Source organism: Arthrobacter alpinus (assembly GCF_001445575.1).
Classification (GTDB): Bacteria; Actinomycetota; Actinomycetes; order Actinomycetales; family Micrococcaceae; genus Specibacter; species Specibacter alpinus_C.
In genome coordinates this window covers 4,048,088-4,064,821 of the sequence record NZ_CP013200.1, presented here as the reverse complement: position 1 = coordinate 4,064,821, position 16,734 = coordinate 4,048,088, and the positions used below count along the sequence as shown (strand labels likewise).

Annotated in this window: 14 protein-coding genes; 8 read left to right on the top strand and 6 right to left on the bottom strand. The window is 60.0% G+C overall.

Translation table 11 applies throughout. From position 1 onward, the window contains the following. The first annotated feature begins 65 nt into the window (after nucleotides 1-65). Both AS189_RS18030 and AS189_RS18025 read left to right on the top strand, forming a co-directional pair. Nucleotides 66-698: a TetR/AcrR family transcriptional regulator gene (locus AS189_RS18030; protein WP_062292061.1), complete on the top strand. Its 633-nt coding sequence runs from the start codon at nucleotides 66-68 to the stop codon at nucleotides 696-698. After that, on the top strand, nucleotides 695-2,371 hold the full coding sequence (locus tag AS189_RS18025; RefSeq protein WP_082634425.1) for an MDR family MFS transporter: 1,677 nt from the start codon (nucleotides 695-697) through the stop codon (nucleotides 2,369-2,371). The genes AS189_RS18030 and AS189_RS18025 overlap by 4 nt, the downstream gene beginning before the upstream one ends. Nucleotides 2,372-2,555: 184 nt before the next feature. Here the strand turns inward: AS189_RS18025 and AS189_RS18020 are convergent, their stop codons facing one another. Continuing rightward, complete coding sequence (locus tag AS189_RS18020) at nucleotides 2,556-3,299, bottom strand: ABC transporter ATP-binding protein (protein ID WP_082634424.1); 744 nt, start codon at nucleotides 3,297-3,299, stop codon at nucleotides 2,556-2,558. A 3-nt stretch (nucleotides 3,300-3,302) separates the two neighbouring features. After that, on the bottom strand, nucleotides 3,303-4,835 hold the full coding sequence (locus AS189_RS18015) for an ABC transporter permease (protein ID WP_062292059.1): 1,533 nt from the start codon (nucleotides 4,833-4,835) through the stop codon (nucleotides 3,303-3,305). Between the two features lie 162 nt (nucleotides 4,836-4,997). Here AS189_RS18015 and AS189_RS18010 point away from each other — a divergent pair, with 162 nt between their 5' ends. Continuing rightward, complete coding sequence (locus AS189_RS18010) at nucleotides 4,998-6,071, top strand: lipid II:glycine glycyltransferase FemX (protein WP_062292057.1); 1,074 nt, start codon at nucleotides 4,998-5,000, stop codon at nucleotides 6,069-6,071. A gap of 92 nt (nucleotides 6,072-6,163) precedes the next feature. Continuing rightward, a complete protein-coding gene (locus AS189_RS18005; protein WP_062292054.1) occupies nucleotides 6,164-7,648 on the top strand; it encodes a threonine/serine ThrE exporter family protein in 1,485 nt (494 codons plus the stop codon). 270 nt (nucleotides 7,649-7,918) lie between these two features. Here the strand turns inward: AS189_RS18005 and AS189_RS18000 are convergent, their stop codons facing one another. Then, nucleotides 7,919-8,773, bottom strand: a complete 855-nt coding sequence (locus AS189_RS18000) for a siderophore-interacting protein (RefSeq protein ID WP_062292047.1) — start codon at nucleotides 8,771-8,773, stop codon at nucleotides 7,919-7,921. Between the two features lie 81 nt (nucleotides 8,774-8,854). Further along, entirely contained in the window at nucleotides 8,855-9,610 is a 756-nt protein-coding gene (locus AS189_RS17995; RefSeq protein ID WP_082634422.1) for a uracil-DNA glycosylase, read from the bottom strand. Between the two features lie 212 nt (nucleotides 9,611-9,822). Here AS189_RS17995 and AS189_RS17990 point away from each other — a divergent pair, with 212 nt between their 5' ends. From AS189_RS17990 to AS189_RS17975, 4 genes are all read left to right on the top strand, one after another. Then, nucleotides 9,823-10,107 carry a DUF3263 domain-containing protein gene (locus AS189_RS17990; RefSeq protein WP_062294034.1) on the top strand — a complete coding sequence of 95 codons (285 nt, stop codon included), beginning with the start codon at nucleotides 9,823-9,825 and terminating at the stop codon, nucleotides 10,105-10,107. A 43-nt stretch (nucleotides 10,108-10,150) separates the two neighbouring features. Further along, on the top strand, nucleotides 10,151-10,759 hold the full coding sequence (locus AS189_RS17985) for a LytR C-terminal domain-containing protein (RefSeq protein ID WP_062292042.1): 609 nt from the start codon (nucleotides 10,151-10,153) through the stop codon (nucleotides 10,757-10,759). Between the two features lie 374 nt (nucleotides 10,760-11,133). Continuing rightward, nucleotides 11,134-12,762 (top strand): chaperonin GroEL, encoded by a 1,629-nt coding sequence (gene groL, locus AS189_RS17980; protein ID WP_062292039.1) that lies wholly within the window; start codon nucleotides 11,134-11,136, stop codon nucleotides 12,760-12,762. A gap of 237 nt (nucleotides 12,763-12,999) precedes the next feature. Then, nucleotides 13,000-14,067, top strand: a complete 1,068-nt coding sequence (locus AS189_RS17975) for a ribonuclease HI family protein (protein WP_062292037.1) — start codon at nucleotides 13,000-13,002, stop codon at nucleotides 14,065-14,067. A 160-nt stretch (nucleotides 14,068-14,227) separates the two neighbouring features. Here the strand turns inward: AS189_RS17975 and AS189_RS17970 are convergent, their stop codons facing one another. Together AS189_RS17970 and AS189_RS17965 are read right to left on the bottom strand one after the other, a co-directional pair. Next, complete coding sequence (locus tag AS189_RS17970; protein ID WP_160320869.1) at nucleotides 14,228-15,715, bottom strand: HNH endonuclease signature motif containing protein; 1,488 nt, start codon at nucleotides 15,713-15,715, stop codon at nucleotides 14,228-14,230. A 667-nt stretch (nucleotides 15,716-16,382) separates the two neighbouring features. Then, a complete protein-coding gene (locus AS189_RS17965) occupies nucleotides 16,383-16,676 on the bottom strand; it encodes a WXG100 family type VII secretion target (RefSeq protein ID WP_062292032.1) in 294 nt (97 codons plus the stop codon). Between the last annotated feature and the right edge of the window lie 58 nt (nucleotides 16,677-16,734).

Sequence of the window (16,734 nt, the reverse complement as noted above, 5' to 3'; positions counted from 1 at the left end):
TAAAACATGCTCCACTGCAAACTTTGCACTTGTGCAAAGTTTGCAGTGGAGCATAAACTGTAGTCATGCAAAAAACTCCCACCGTGCCGCTCCGTGAGCGAAACCGCCTGGAAACATGGGCGCTGATTCATGACAAGGCCTCGGGACTTGCCCTTGACGAAGGCCTAGCAAAAACCACTGTGGAGGCCATCGCCGACGCTGCCGGCATCTCCAAGCGGACGTTCTTCAACTACTTCGCCACGAAGGAAGACGCCATCATGGGCACCCAGCCCCCCACGCTCTCCGATGAGGCCGTGGCAGCGTTCCATGCAGACAGCCACGGCGATCTCTTTGGCCGCACTGTCCGGCTGATGGTTACGGTGATTCGCTCCATGTTCCCGGAAGCATCGCAACAGGCGCGCCGCAAGGCACTCAAGACCAAATACCCGGAGCTCGCCCGCACTGTCCTTCTGCACGTTGCCGCCTCGGAGCTCCTGGTCGAATCAATCCTGGTGGACCGTTATGACGACGCCGATCCTGAATTTGCGCGTGCTGGTGTGCCTGGCGGCCGTGACGGAGCGAAAGCCCTTTTGATGCTTGCCGGAACCGCTATGCGCTTCGCGTTTAGCCGTGACCCAAGCGCCGTCTCCGCAGGCGAAAGCAAAGCCGTGGATGAGTCCATTGAAATTTTCCGAGAGGCAATCAAAGCAACCTTATGAGCAACCAAACCATTGTTGAAACTCCGGTCGACGCCGGAGAAAAACGAAAAATCGTCCTTCTCTTCGCAGGCCTCATGGTCACCATGCTGCTCGCCTCCCTGAACCAGACAGTCCTCTCGACAGCGCTGCCCACCATGGTGGGTGAGCTCAACGGCGTCGAGCATATGGCGTGGGCTATCACCGCATTTATTCTGGCTTCCACCATCATGATGCCGGTCTACGGCAAGCTGGGCGACCTCTTGGGCCGCAAGCCCATGCTGCTGTTCGCCATCTCCATCTTCACCGTTGGCTCGGTCATCGGTGCGCTGGCTCCGGACATGGGCACCCTTATTGCGGCTCGCGTGGTCCAGGGCCTCGGTGGTGGTGGTCTGATGATTCTCTCGCAGGCGACCATTGCCGATGTTGTTCCTGCCCGTGAGCGCGGCAAGTACATGGGCATCATGGGCGGCGTGTTCGCGTTCTCATCGGTTGCCGGTCCGCTGATTGGCGGTGGGCTGACCGAGGGACCGGGTTGGCGCTGGGCGTTCTGGATGAACGTGCCGTTGGCAGTGCTGGCTATCTTCGCCACGATCTTCCTGCTGCACGTGCCCAAGGTTGTGCACGCCACGCGCCCCAAGATTGACTACCTGGGCATGATGCTCATTGCCGTCGCCACCACCGCAATTGTGCTGGTCGGAACCTGGGGCGGTTCACAGTATGCGTGGAGCTCCCCGGAGATCCTGGGTCTTGCTGCCGCCGCCATCATCACGGGTGTCCTGTTCGTGTTTGTGGAACGCCGTGCCAGCGAGCCGGTCATGCCCATGATGCTGTTCAAGAGCCGCAACTTCAACCTGACCACTATTGCCGGTCTGCTCACCGGAATCGCCATGTTTGGTGTGCTTGGCTACATGCCCACGTACATTCAAATGGCCACAGGCTTCTCGGCAGCACAAGCAGGCCTGCTCATGATCCCCATGATGGGCTGCCTGCTGGTCGTCTCGGTTATTGTGGGCCGTCGCGTTTCCACTACGGGCCGGTACAAGGTTGCCCCGATCGCCGGCTCCATTATTCTTGCCGTGTCATTGGCGCTGATGGCCACGCTCCATGCCGATTCGCCCGTCTACCTCATCTGCGTGTACATGGGCATCATGGGCATTGGCTTGGGTGCCAGCATGCAAATCATGACGCTGGTTGCGCAGAACTCCTTCCCGTTGAAGTTTGTTGGCACAGCTACTGCCGGGCAGAACTACTTCCGCCAGGTAGGTGCCACGCTTGGTTCCGCTGTTGTGGGCGCCATGTTCGCCACCCGCCTGCATGAGCTCGTTGCCGAGAAGATCCCCGGAGGCACGGGCGGCGGCGGTGCAGCGTCCTTTACGCCGCACATTGTCAACAGCCTGCCGGATCCCCTGAAGAAGCTCGTGATCGAGTCTTACAACGAGGCCCTGGTCCCGCTGTTCCTCTGGATGGTGCCCCTGGCCGTCATTGCCGCGATCATCCTCTTCTTCGTCAAGGAAGTGCCGCTGGCCACCAAACTTGATGGCGAATCCTCTGTGGACATCTCCACTCCCGAGATGGCCGAGTTTGAAGCTGACGTTATTGAAGCTGACCTGAAGACTGAGTTGACTGCTGAGCTGAAGCACGACGCCGGCCGCCACGGTGATCTGGAGCCGAGCCGTTCCAGCTCGGCCAAGTAAGAGACGGCTCAGTAGGGTTGGGCTCAGCAGGATTGGGCCCAGTAAATGACGGCTCAGTAAGAATTGGGCTCGGTAAGGATTGGGCCCGGTAAGAATGGGCCAGTGAAGAGTCAGCCAGCGCATGTGAAGAGCTGAGACTGTGGCGGTTGCCGGATGATTTCCCTCCGGCAACCGCCACAGTCATTTAATCTGTTTCAACTGGCCGATCGAGTGGCGATCGATTGGCCGAGCCGAGCCTGCAATCAGGGTCTTGGGCTTCGTCTTCGACAAGTTTGCCGCGGGCCAACCGGAATTTCCTTTCTGTCTGGGATGCCAAGGCCTGGTCATGGGTGACCACCAAAATGGTGGTTTTCTTCTCATGGGCCAGGCGGCGGAGCAGCTCGATGATCAGCTCACCCGTTTCGTCGTCGAGGTTTCCCGTGGGTTCATCGGCCAGGATCAGTTTGGGATTGTTAGCCAGCGCCCGGGCGATCGCCACGCGCTGTTGCATGCCGCCGGAGAGCCTGTTGGCCTTGCGGGCGTGCATCTCCTCGGTCAGTCCCACTTGATTGAGGAGCTCGGCGGCGCGGGCGCTGCGTTTAGTGTGCGAGATGCCGGCGAATTCCATGGGCAGCATGACGTTTTCCTTGGCTGAGAGGTTCGGGATCAAGTTGTACCCCTGGAACACAAAGCCAATGTCATCACGGCGGTAGGCCGTCAGCTTCCTATCCGGCAGCTTGGAAATGTTCACGTCATCGACGATCACGTCACCGGAGGTGGCTTTATCAAGGGCGCCCAGCAGGGACAACAGTGTGCTTTTTCCGCTGCCGCTCTTGCCTAGAATGGCCGCGAAGGTGCCGGCTTCCAGGCTGAAGCTCACCCCATTGACGGGTTTGATGGTGCGGTCGCCGGAATTGAAAGACTTGACTACATTTTTCACGCTCAGCATGATTTATTCTCCTCGCAACACTTCGATGGGGCGGACCTTGGCGGTCAGCAGGGCAGGGATCAAGGCGCCAATGGCGGCGATCAGCAAGATGCCCAGCACCCCGATGAGCAGTGTCTGCCAGCCCACCGAGGTGTTGATGGTGCCAATGAGCTGTTCGGCACCGGCGAAGGCGCCACGCGCCCTGTCAAAACCGCCACCACCGCCGGGACCACCACCGGCACCGGGACCACCACCGCCGGGGATGCCGAAGCCGGGACCAGTTGCGGTGCCGGTTGTTGCTGACGCGGTATTGCCGGAAACCAGGGCGTTGGCAATGGGGCTGCTGCTGAAGGCTGCCACCACAGCGCCCACCACGGTGCCCATGACCACCAAGACCATGGCCTCAATCACAAACTGCACGCCGATGGTGCGGTTGGAGGCGCCAATGGCCTTCAATACACCAATCTCACGACGGCGTTCGCGCACCACCATGATCATGATCAACAGCACGATCAAGCCGGCCGTCACCAGCGATGCGATGAAGGCGATGAGTGAGATGTTCTGGACGCTTCCCAGCGATGAAATGGCTGATTCCAGGTTTGCGGAACCTGCGCTGACGTCCACCTTGTCTGCGCCAAGGGCTGCGGTCAGGGCCGTTTGGGTGGAGGCTACGTTGTCAATGCTATTTACTTCCACGTTCAGGCTGCTGAGCTGATCGGCTTGGTCTGACAACGTTTGAGTTGCAGCCAGCGGCAGATAGATGGCGTTGTTGTCGAAGGATGTGCCGGCGTCGAAAATGCCTGTCACCTTCATGGTCCGGTCCTGAACAGTGAACGTGGATCCCACTGTGAGGGAATTCTTCTCAGCCAGTGTGGTCCCTACCAGGGCTTGAGTTGAGGTGGCTGCGAAGTCGCTCAATTCTGCGCCGCTGGTGACGTTGATGGCCGTTCCCGTTGCGGTGGTTGACGTGGCAACACCCGTGGCCTGGATCGGAATGCTGAACGACGGGGCGGCCGTGGTGCTGCCGGAGCTGGTGCCGCCAGAATCGGTGCTGCCGGACGAACTCGAACTGCCGTTGCTATTGTTCCGCTGGCCAATGGCGCCCGGCTCAACAGCGGATTTCAAACTGGTGGTGCCGCTGGTGCCGAAGCCACCCCCGGGTCCGCCGCCCTGCCCGCCGCCAGGTCCTTGCTGGGCAGTACTGCCAGTGCTTCCTGTGCCTCCCGTGCTTCCGGTGGTGCTGGCCGTGGCTGAATTGCCAAGACGGAGTGTCAAGACACCGTTGACAGAGGTGACATTCGCGACGGCGGCTGCCTTGGCGGCGTCTGCCGTGGTCAGCGGAGTGCCACCGCCTAGCCCGCCACGTGATCCTGCCGGATTCACCGTGATGGTGGTGCCCACGGAGGATTTCAGGGAGTCGACCTTTGCGCCTACGGCCTGGTTGGCGACCAACATGGCGAGTGCCAAACCAATGGCCACCGCCAAAATCACTACTACGGCGCCGCTACGCACCTTATTTCGAAACGCATTTCCCACGCTTCTAGAAACCACACCCATTTGTCTTGCTCCCTGCCATGTGGCCGCTCTCGCAGCGGCCGCTCACTTTGATACTCGGTGCGGGACTTTAGCGTCATTTGTGCGCACGCTGTGTGTGGGCTGTGAGAATCATCCCCGGTAGACTGGACGCAGCCAGTACATGCCGACGTAATTGAGGGTCTCTTGCCAGAATTTACTGCCCGATTTGCCACCGCCGCCGAGATCACCGACTGGGACGCGCATGTCACCGCCAATCCCAATGGTGGCAACTTGTTGCAGTCTCAAGCATTTGCGGCCGTGAAGAAGAACTACGGCTGGGACACCCAATTCGTGGTCTTTGAAGGCGCCGGCTACGCCAGCTACAACTTGGTTTTGGAGAAATCCTTTCCCGTGTTGGGCAAGCTGTGGTACCTCATGAAGGGCCCCGATACGGCCGAGGCTGCTCATGTCCCTGCCATGTTGGCAGCGCTGCGGGCGTTCGTGAAGCGGGCCAGGCTCAACGTCTTTGCCGCAAAAATTGAGCCTGACATTGTGGCCTCGGATGAGGCGCACGCACTGTTCAGTGGAGCCGGTCTGCTCAAGGTTGACGACTTGCAGCCGAATGATCACACGGCCATTTTGGACATCACACCTGAACCCAATGAATTGCTGCGCAAGCTGCACTCCCGTGGCCGCAACGCGGTCCGCCGCGCCATCCGCGAAGGTGTGGAAGTGCGGCGTGCCGAACCCACCGAGGAAACCATGCGGACCTTGTACGGGCTCATGGAGGGCACCTTCGAGGCCAAGAATGCTGGCAAGGCACGTGAGTTTGCCTACTTCCAGCAGTTCTGGACGGAGTTCTGCAACCGAGGTCAAGGCCATTTCTTCTTCGTCTATGAAAACGATGTTCCCTCGGTCGGTGCCTTCGTCATCAACTACGGTTCCAAAGCCACTTACAAAGATGGCGGATCGCTGCAGAAGCGGTCGCAGTACGGCGACTCGCACCTGATCCAGTGGGAAGCCATCTTGGATATGAAGGAGCTCGGAGCGGTGGAGTACGATTTCTGCGGAACGCCGCCCTCGGATCGGCTCAAAGACCCCACTCACCCGCATCACGGCCTGGGACTGTTCAAAACCAGCTTCACCAAGACTGTGACTGATTTCATCGGGTGCTGGGACCTGCCGCTGTCGCCGTGGAAGTACAAGATCTGGACTAGCGTGGGGGAGCGGGTTGCACGCCAATTTTACGTGCGCCGCACCGGAGGAAAGTTCTACTAAAGTATGTGGCGTGGGCCGGTTGGTGCGCCAGCTAGGCTGCAGCACCGCAGTAGAGCAACCGATCGGGAAATCAAAACGGTGGAAGGTGTCTTGTGGGAGTTGATCGCTGGAATCCAGCGTCGGGGGACGCGCCAAAAAAAGATGTAAAAGAAGTTCTGACCCCGGCCCAGGCTCGGGCCAACGCCACAGCTAAACGCATGCTCCGCAAGCTGGTGCAGGGGGAGGCCCCGCCCACAGCGCCCATGAGAATTGTTGACCGGCTGGCTGGCAGTCCTTACGCCAACTTCACCATTCAGGTGGGCAAGGCCGAAGAGTCAGCACGGAAGACTATTGACTTCGCGTTGCGACTGGCCGAAACCATGTTCCGCTACGGGGCTGGTGCCCTCGAGGTTGAGACCAGCATCATCGCCGTCACGGCAGCACTGGGCTTGCGCCACATTGAAGTCGACATCACCAACCAGTCAGTCATCATCAACTATGCTCCGCGAGATGCCGTGCCCATCACGCTCTTGCGTGTGGTCAGGTCCTGGACCAACAACTATGCCGGCCTGGTGGAAGTGCACGAACTCGTCACCGACATTGCCAGTGGTGGTGTTAGTCGCGATGAGGCCTACCGGCGCCTGGACATCATCATCAAAAAGCCCAAGCCGTTCCCGCGGTGGATGGTTTCGGTAGCGGAAGCTGTTTTTGCTGCTGCCGTGGTGGGCGTCATTGGTGGCACGGTCTTCGGCGCGCTCGTAGCCTTCGTCACCATCCTTGCTGCGGGGCAAACGGCCCGGGTCTTGGGTAAATGGCGGGTTCCTGATTTCTTTGTGACGGCCATTAGTTCGTTCATTGTCACCATCGTTGCCCTGCTGTGCTTCATGGTGCATCTGCCCTTGAGTCCATCCGTGGTGGTGGCCGGTGGCATCTTGCTGATGCTGCCCTCGGGAAGGCTGGTCTCGGCTGTTCAGGATGCTATTAATGGCTTCCCCGTGACAGCCGCCGGCCGGTTCCTCTCAGCCTTCTTGAGCTTCGGCGCTATTGTGGCGGGTATTTCGGTGGCCCTTGTCACCGGAGCAGTTTTTGGGGCTGAGCGGCTCAATGTGGCCGAGACCATCACAGGCTCGCTGCCCCTATTGTGGGTGCTGGTCTTGGTCGCGGTGGCCACGGTGGCTATTTGTATTGCCGAGCAAACTGCCGTTCGCTTGGTGCTGCCTACGGTGGCCGTGGCCTTGATCGGCTACGTGGTTTACTACTTCTGTATGTACTTAGGCTTGGGCGGACGGTTTGCGCCAGCGGTCGCTGCCGTGGTGATTGGCATGCTGGCCCGCATCATCTCGCTGCGGCTGGGTGCCCCGCAACTGGTGGTGGCCGTCCCCTCGATCATCTTCTTGCTCGTGGGGCTCTCCATCTTCCGCGCCATGTTCGTCATGACGCTGACCCCCGAGGATTCTGTATCCGGAGCCGTGGGCATCTTTAATGCCCTGATCGTCATTCTGGCCGTAGCAGCGGGCGTGGTCCTGGGCGATAACGCCGCACGGCCCTTCACTCGCAGCAACGGCCAGAAGGACCGCCGCCGTAACCGCCGCCGGTAACGGCAAGTCAGCGGCAAGTCAGTGCGTCAGCGGCACAGTCCGCCGGCGCAACCGCCGCCGGTAACGGCAAGTCAGCGGCAAGTCAGTGCGTCAGCGGCACAGTCCGCCGACGCAACCGCCGCCGATAGCTGGCAGCCAGCGGGGAGGCCCAGCGACACAGGCGGGCGTCCCGGAGCGAGGATGGATTTTGCACGCGAGGTACGAGCGGGAAGATCTTACTGCTCGCGAGGGATTCTCGCCTGTGCCGCCGAGCCCAGCTGTTATTTCCAGTTAGAGAATCTTGCCGATGGGCTCGCGCTTTTCGGCTTGGAAGTTGTCTTCGGTTCGGCCGTAGGCCCAGTATCCCGAGAGGGAAACTTGTGAGCGTTCCAGACCGCGCTGCTTGAAGAGGAGATCGCGCAATGCCTTTATGTATTCGCGCTCTCCATGAACAAAAGCGTCAACAGTGCCTTCGGGCCACGGGCCATTGGCTACAGCGTCCAGCAGGACCGTGGACTCGGCCGGGGTCGCCCCTTCGCGGAACACCCAGGTGAGTTCAACGCCGTCGGGCTTGGCGACGGGTTGAATGTCAGCGGCCGAATCGACCTCAATGTAGGCGTGACCGGTTGCTGTGGCGGGCAGCGACTCGATGGCCGCAGCGATGGCCGGCAGCGCGGCTTCGTCGCCGGCAAAAAGGTACCAATCGGCGTCGGGGTTGGGCGTGTAGGCGCCGCCCGGGCCGGTGAAAATAATGCTGTCGCCGGGGACAACTGCGGCTGCCCACGGACCGGCCAAGCCGGAATCGCCGTGCAAGACAAAGTCGATGGCCAACTCCTGCGCGGCCAGGTCCACCCAACGGACGGTATAGGTGCGCGTCACGGGCCAGAACTCACGCGGCAGCGTCTCACGCAGCGCCTCCACGTCCACCGGCTCCGTGTACTCAATGCCGGGATGCAGGAACTGGATTTTCACGTACATGTCTGTGGCATCTTTGGGTGCAAAATTGGCCAACCCGGGGCCGCCAGCCACGATCCGCACCATGTGCGGGCTGAGGGTTTCCTTGCGTAGCACCTGCAGGGTGTGCTGGACACGGGGTTTCCCGCCTCGGCCAGCAGGGCGGGGGGCAGCGGAATTAGTTGTCGTCACGATGAGCTCCTATGTGCCGGGCGGGGCCCGCGTGGTGGGCGCAATAATTACGCCACGTTAGGTTGTCCTAATGAGTCTAGGTCATTGCGGCAGTGCCCAGTCGATCGCGGCGCCTCCTTGCGCTACCAGCTGATCGTTGACGCGGCTAAAGGGCCTGGAGCCAAAGAACCCGCGTGATGCCGACAAAGGGCTAGGGTGCGCCGATTCAATGACCGCCGTCCCCTCCAACAGCGGTGCCAGGTTTTGGGCGTCTTTGCCCCACAACACGCTCACCAGCGGTTTCTTCCTGGCGGCGAGGGTGCGAATGACTGCTTCGGTGACCTCTTCCCACCCACGACGGCGGTGAGAGCCGGCCGCCCCTGGCGCCACCGTGAGCACCCGGTTCAGAAGGAGGACGCCCTGCCGGGACCAGGCGCTAAGGTCGCCGTGGGCCGACGCAGGGATGCCGAGATCAGTGGCGAGCTCCTTGAAAATATTGTTCAAACTGCGGGGGAGCGGGTATGTAGCTCTGTCCACGGAAAACGCCAGGCCCACTGAATGTCCGGGGGTGGGGTAGGGGTCTTGGCCCACAATCAGGACCTTAACCTCCGTCAGCGGTGCGCTCAAGGCACGCAGCACCTGGGTGGGGTGGGGCAGGAAGCGAGTTCCGGCGTCGTACTCGTCTTGAAGCATGGCGCCCAGCGCACGCAACGCAGTTTCCTGCGGGGCCAGAGCCGCGGCCCAATCCGGCGCCATCTGTGAGAGCGGATCGGATTTCAAGGCGGCCAAAGCCTGCAATTGAGTGCCATCCCAAGGTGCAGGGGCTGGCATGTCGAAAAGGCTGGGTTCGCTGTCCATAGTTCCATTGTGAGCCATGGCGAGTACCGGCTGATTCCTCCACAACTAAAGTGTGATGCGTGTCTTCTCCACTGCTCGTCCGCAGAACCCCAAATGACAGGGGTGTGATTCACCCCTTATCATTGACAGTGCGGGCTGGCGATTGCGGCCCGGGTGAGCGAGCGGAACGGAGGGCTATTGTGGCCGAAGCAGTCCAAGCGGAGAACAGCCCTGTGGACCCTGTCGCAGCACCAAAAGACCCGGCAATCCCGGCGGGCCTCAGCACGCGTGAGCAGCAAATGCTGGACCTCGAGCGCCAATGGTGGAAGTACGCCGGCGCCAAGGAACAAGCCATCCGCGATATGTTTGAGCTCTCAGCGACCCACTATTACCAAGTTCTGAATGCGTTGATCGACTCGGAAGCCGCGCTGGCGTATGACCCTATGTTGGTCAAACGCCTACGTAGACTACGTACGTCGCGGCAACAGGCCCGTTCCGCACGGCGGCTCGGGAACTAAACGCACGCCTTCGCCACCGAACCCACAAGGATGACACTGCACAATGAGTAATTACCCGCGGGATGAATTCGACGCCATCGAGGAGCACTCGGCGCGTCACGGCGTCCACCGTTCTTCCTTGGATCCCCAGCGGCGCTCATTGATGCCTTTGATGGTTGTTGGCGTCGTGGCACTGTGCGTGGGCCTGCTGGCCTTCTTCATCATGCCGAAGATGTTCAACACCACCACTCCTCCCGCAGCCGTGGTGGCCCAGAGTTCCACGGCGGCACCGAGTGCGACAGCGGCCCCGGCCACTCCCAGCGCTGCCCCCTCCACCGCTCCGGCGGAAACTCCGACGCCGACGCCCACCCCGACACCCACCCCAACGCCCACCGCCGTGGTGGACAAGACCGTTCCTGTTGCCATCTTCAATGCCGCAGGAGTGTCGGGTCTGGCCGCAAGTTATGCAGGGCGGGTTCAGGCTGATGGGTGGATGGTTTCGCAGTCCGCGAACTGGGCCGGACAGCCCCAGGCCACCTCTGTAATTTTCTACAGCGACGTTGCGCAGAAGGGTAACGCTGAGGCGCTCAGTGCCTTGTTGGGTATCCCGGCCTTGCTGGAGACGCCTGAGCTGGGCGTGCCCCTGGCCGTTGTATTGGGTCCGGGCGCGTAATCTCCTGCTGGTTCGCTGAGTTGCTCAGCCACGGGGTTTCCTGCTGGTTATGCACGGGGAAAGCTAGGAGTTTCCCGGTGGACATGGCGCTGCCCGTCCCGGACGGGGCTAGCAGCTCCCGCGTTCGCCGCAAGCTCATAGTGACGCCTGCGCTTGCACTCTGTGGTGTCGAGTGCTAATTATTGAGTTAGCACTCTGATGTGGTGACTGCTAATTATTAGCCGGTTTTGCTGCCAGAGTATTGAACTTTCCTCACTTGGCGAGGGTTCGCCGCTGGTGTAACTAGATCAGTAGCGGCTAATCCGTCCGTCGCGGGCGCCAGTTGAGGATATAGAAATCGTATAAATGACTGTCCCGAAAGGACTGAAGCCTCCATGGCCAAGCTCATTGCATTTGATGAAGAGGCACGCCGCGGCCTTGAGCGTGGGTTGAACATCCTCGCCGACGCCGTCAAGGTTACCTTGGGCCCGCGCGGTCGCAACGTAGTTCTCGAAAAGAAGTGGGGCGCCCCCACGATCACCAACGATGGTGTATCCATCGCCAAGGAAATTGAACTTGACGATCCTTACGAGAAGATCGGCGCCGAGCTGGTCAAGGAAGTCGCCAAGAAGACTGACGACATCGCCGGTGACGGTACCACCACGGCAACCGTGTTGGCTCAGGCTTTGGTCAAGGAAGGCCTGCGCAACGTAGCTGCCGGAGCTGACCCGCTGTCCCTCAAGCGAGGCATCGAGAAGGCTGTTGCAGCCGTCATCGAGGCGCTGCTTGCTTCCGCCAAGGAAATCGAGACGAAGGAAGAGATCGCCGCTACTGCGTCCATCTCCGCCGGCGACACCGAAATCGGTGCACTCATTGCTGAAGCCCTGGACAAGGTTGGCAAGGAAGGTGTTATCACCGTCGAGGAGTCCAACACCTTCGGCCTGGAGCTCGAACTCACCGAAGGTATGCGCTTCGATAAGGGTTACATCTCCGCTTACTTCGTGACCGACACCGAGCGTCAGGAAACGGTCCTCGAGGACCCGTACATCCTGATCGTGAACTCCAAGATCTCCAGCGTCAAGGACCTTGTTGCAGTTCTGGAAAAGGTCATGGCTTCAAACAAGCCGCTGCTGATCATCGCCGAAGACATTGAAGGCGAAGCACTGGCAACACTGATCGTGAACAAGATCCGTGGCCTGTTCAAGTCCGTTGCCGTCAAGGCTCCGGGCTTCGGTGACCGCCGCAAGGCTCAGCTCTCCGACATCGCCATCCTCACCGGTGGCCAGGTCATCGCTGAAGAAGTAGGCCTCAAGCTGGAAAACACCACGCTTGATCTGCTGGGTAAGGCTCGTAAGGTTGTTGTGACCAAGGACGAGACCACCATTGTTGATGGAGCCGGCGACGCCGAAGCCATCGCAGGCCGTGTTGCTCAGATCCGTGCCGAAATCGAAAACTCAGATTCCGACTACGACCGTGAGAAGCTGCAGGAACGTCTGGCCAAGCTGGCCGGCGGCGTTGCAGTCATCAAGGCTGGTGCCGCAACCGAAGTCGAGCTCAAGGAACGCAAGCACCGCATCGAAGATGCAGTGCGTAACGCCAAGGCTGCTGTCGAAGAAGGCATCGTCCCCGGCGGTGGCGTTGCCCTGATCCAGGCTGGCGTGACTGCATTCGATTCCCTGAACTTGACCGGCGACGAAGCAACAGGCGCCAACATTGTGCGTGTTGCCATTGACGCTCCGTTGAAGCAGATCGCCATCAATGCAGGCCTCGAGCCCGGCGTTGTAGTGGACAAGGTCCGCTCATTGCCCTCCGGTCACGGCTTGAACGCTGCAACCGGCGAGTACGAAGACCTGCTGGCAGCCGGCGTCAACGACCCGGTAAAGGTGACCCGCTCTGCACTCCAGAACGCGGCCTCCATTGCTGCACTGTTCCTCACCACCGAAGCCGTTATCGCCGACAAGCCTGAGAAGGCTGCTCCGGCTGGCGGCGGCGGAGACGACATGGGCGGCATGGGCGGTTTCTAACCCCCACGCCCTAGTCTTCAAGCAAAAGGCGCCATTGCCCCGCGGGCAGTAAGATTTCGCGAACCCCTCGCGTCCTAAGTAAGGACGCGAGGGGCCCAACACGAGCTTGCGAGTGTTGGGAGCGGACTTACGCCATCCCCGCTACAGGCAATGGCGCCTTTTGCTTGCCCATGGTGGGGTCAGAGATGGCACCCACTTGGCATTTAAGTGTCAGTGCAGTCTGAAAGTATGTAACTTATGACAATTATTGCTGCAGCCGATGGTTCGGCTCTTGGAAACCCTGGTCCTGCCGGCTGGGCCTGGTATGTGGATGACAACTGCTGGCGCGCCGGGGGCTGGCCGCACGGCACCAACAATATGGGCGAGCTCATGGCCGTCCTGGATCTGTTCAAGTCCACGGCCCATGTGCCGGAAGAACCCCTGCACATCTTGTGCGACAGCCAGTACGTCATCAACAGCGTCACCAAGTGGATGCCGGGCTGGAAGCGCAAAGGCTGGCGCAAGTCAGACGGCAAGCCCGTACTGAACCTTGAACTACTCAAGGAGATAGACGCGGCGCTCGTGGGCCGCAAATACACCTTTGAATGGGTCAAGGGCCACGCTGGTCACGATCTCAATGAAGCCGCTGACGACCGTGCTCGGGACGCCGCCACCGCCTACCAAGCCAAGCGCGCGCCGAACGCGGGTCCCGGATTCCCTGGTGCCCAGGCCTCAGACTCTGCCCAAACCTCAGACTCTGCCCAGACCGCCAGCGGCTCACAGACCGCCAATGGCACCATGTCCTCTGCCGCTTCTCAGAAATACGACGCCGGGACCTCCACTTCGCTTCAGAGCGCGCCTGCACCGGTCCGTGACTTAGTGCCCGCAGCATTTGGTGAACCAGCACTCTTTGGGGATCAGGACCAGCCTGATCTGTTCTCCGTTCTGGATGATGAGCCGGATCCTTCTTTTGCCCCAGGCCCAGCAACGGGCATTGAAGCAGTCATCGAACAGGAGAGAGAGCTACTGGATCCGCAGGTCCGCTCCGATCCGTTCCGGGTTGCAGAATTGTTGCACCCCGATTTCGAAGAGATAGGTAGCAGCGGTCGAGTGTGGACTAGGACCGAAACCATGCAGATGCTGAGCGAGGCACAATCAGCTGCCATCGACATGGAGGTCATGGCGCTCACTCAGCTTGATACCTCGACCGCGTTGCTGCGCTACCGGAGCAGTTCAGAGGGGCGCTCAGTTTTGCGGAGCTCACTGTGGAGTCTCGATGGCAAGCAGTGGCGCTTGCGCTTTCACCAGGGAACTCTCGAAGCATAGAACGAACAGGGATCAGAACGCTTGGGTTCTGATCCCTTGCGTTCTGATTCCTTGTGTTCAGAACTGTAGTGCTCGCAGCTATGGCACTCAGAACCCTTGTGTTCAGAACGGCGGCGCCAGAACCCTTGCGTTTAGAACGGCGGCGCCAGAACCCTTGCGTTTAGAACGGTGGCGCCATGCCGCCTTGTGTCTGAAGATAGACACGGCCGGTGGGTGTCACGGTCCTAATGACGCCAGGGCTGACATTTTCCACGATCCACCCGGTGTGGGGATCGTCCTTGACATGATGGCAGTACGGGCACCGGGGACGTAAGTTCTCGAGGCTGGTCTCGCCTAATGGCCGGACTGCGCCATCGCTAGAGTAAACAAATCTGTTGTAAGGAGTGGTGTGGTCCAGTTCGCAAGATCTGGCGGGGCGGTCACAGCCAATTCCGGTGCAAACCGGGTCCCGAAAACGCGCTTCCCGGGCCATGGCCTTTGGAGGTTTTCGGGTTTTTCTGCCAACGCTCACAATGCGCCCCGAATCCGGGTCAGTGAGGAATCTTCGCCAGAATTTTGCTGTGGCAGCCAATTCCTTGGCGTCGTCGAGGGGAATGAGCCCGTAACCGTCCAGTGTGGCTGGATCGTTCGATACTCCCAAGAGCCTGTCGGCAGAAACCGTGATGTTCAGAACCGCTGGGATGCGTTTCTTGAAATATGGCCCCCATGGCTGCCCGGGAAGAGGGGGTGCTGCAGCTGATTCGTTGGCCTCGGAACCCGAAGGAGAGTGCAGTAGCACCTGGTGGAGCAAATCCACCAGGACATCTGCGCGGTACTCTGCAAGCGAGCGTGACGGCCGCCCCGTAGGCGTGGTCCCGTGGCTGTCTTCTCCATTGGTCTTGGCTGCCTTGGCCCAGTCCTCCAGTGAATTGAAAAGCAGGGTGGCTTCCGTGGCTGGAAGGCGGGCTCCCAAACACGCCATGCCATCTGGCAGGGGAGTGATCCAGACGTCTCGGTTGGTCCGGGCCCTCCGGTGGCGTTGCTCAATGGGTTCGGGATTGTGCCGTTCTGCAATGCCACGAACTTTCCTGGTGAGCGCATTCGGATTGCAACTCATTGCGGAATTGAGGAACTTGTTTTCGATTTCGTGCAGGCTTTGCGGCGGCGTGTTCTCGCATCCACGAATTACCGCCCGGACTCGGCGCTGGTCCAAGGAACCATCACTGAACTGGGCAAAGGTGTCAGGTAAATGTTGGACCAGAAGCTCGGCGTCGGTGATCAGATGTTCTGCTGCCCCAGTGCCAATGCCAAACATGGCCATGATCTCAGCCGTGGCATAGCGCGACCGGTCCGGGTGCTTCACTGGCGGATCCTCGCCGAGTACCGGCGGGCGTCGTGTGGCGAATACGTGGATAGCTTTCGCCTGCCGGGCCATGGCCCAGGACGCCTGACGTTCCGAGGCCTGAATATAATTGAGCACGTCTTCATCATTGAGATCTTCAGGGTCCAATTCAGCCAAGGCTGCTGCGCCAAGCTGCGGCGTCCACGCTACGTAATTTTCTTGTTCCTCAGCCGTGAGGGTTGGCAGAAGCCGCTGAACACGCTTGGTCCCACCGTAAACGGGGACCGTGATTGGCCGTGGCAGGATTAGCGGTTCGGCAAATCGCAAGACATTTCGGAGAATCCACTCCGAACCTGCACCTAGCCTGCTGGCTTTAAGGTTGGCCCAGCACTCTTCCAGAGGTGAGGCGGCTGCGTCTTGGCCACTGAAGGGTTCAGTGCCGCTGAATGGTTCAGAGCATCTTGCGGGTTGAGCACCGCTGGGCTTTGGGTGAGGGGTGGCTGTTGGGGATTCCTTTGCTGCTTCGAAGCTCGCGGCCGAGTTACTCTCGATTGGTTCCTCGAGATTGAATCCTGAGTCTGACGGTCCGGAAAGGTTGGAATCCTCTGAAGATTCGGACCAGTTTGCCATGTCCATGCTTCATTTTATACTAGTAAACTTAGAATGCACATAGTTTTCTGCTATATACATTCTAATTATTTAGGATCGAATGCCCAAGAAGCCGGTCGCCGGGTACCTGTCGGTGAGCACCGCTGACGGCCCACACTGGCCTGAAATTTGGCTGCGGCCTCACTTGGATAGCGCACTGCTGGCGGCCCACACTGGCCTGAAATTTGGCTGCGGCCTGACTCGGATAGCGCACTGCTGGCGGCAAACGCTGACCGGGAATTTCGCGGGGCCTCACTAGGACAGCGCCCCGCTCGAAGGGAAGAGTTTGCCAAACACATTCCCGGACCGTTCGCATATACTGGTCGCCGGCCGGAATATGCCTTGGTCAGCGAACTGTGAACATGCGTGTATTGGCGGCCTCTGCCTGGGCGTACTGTGTTGCGGCCATGGACAGGGCTGAGTTAATGCTCTCCAATGACGCCTCCACCTTGAGTTCCGTGGCGTGCCACTCCACCATGAGTGTCTGGAAGTTGGTGGCGGCCGTTCCCGTCCACGACGACTGGAGATCCAGGAGATTGCGCTTCATGGCGTCCACCTCGGTGCGGATCCTGTCAATGGACCCCTTGACCGCTGTGCTTTTTAGTGCGAGATCGTCACTGTTGACGTTGAACTGTGCCATGGGATTTACCTTGCCTTTGTTCCTGGTGTGCAGTGATTATCACTGGCACGCCAAGCCT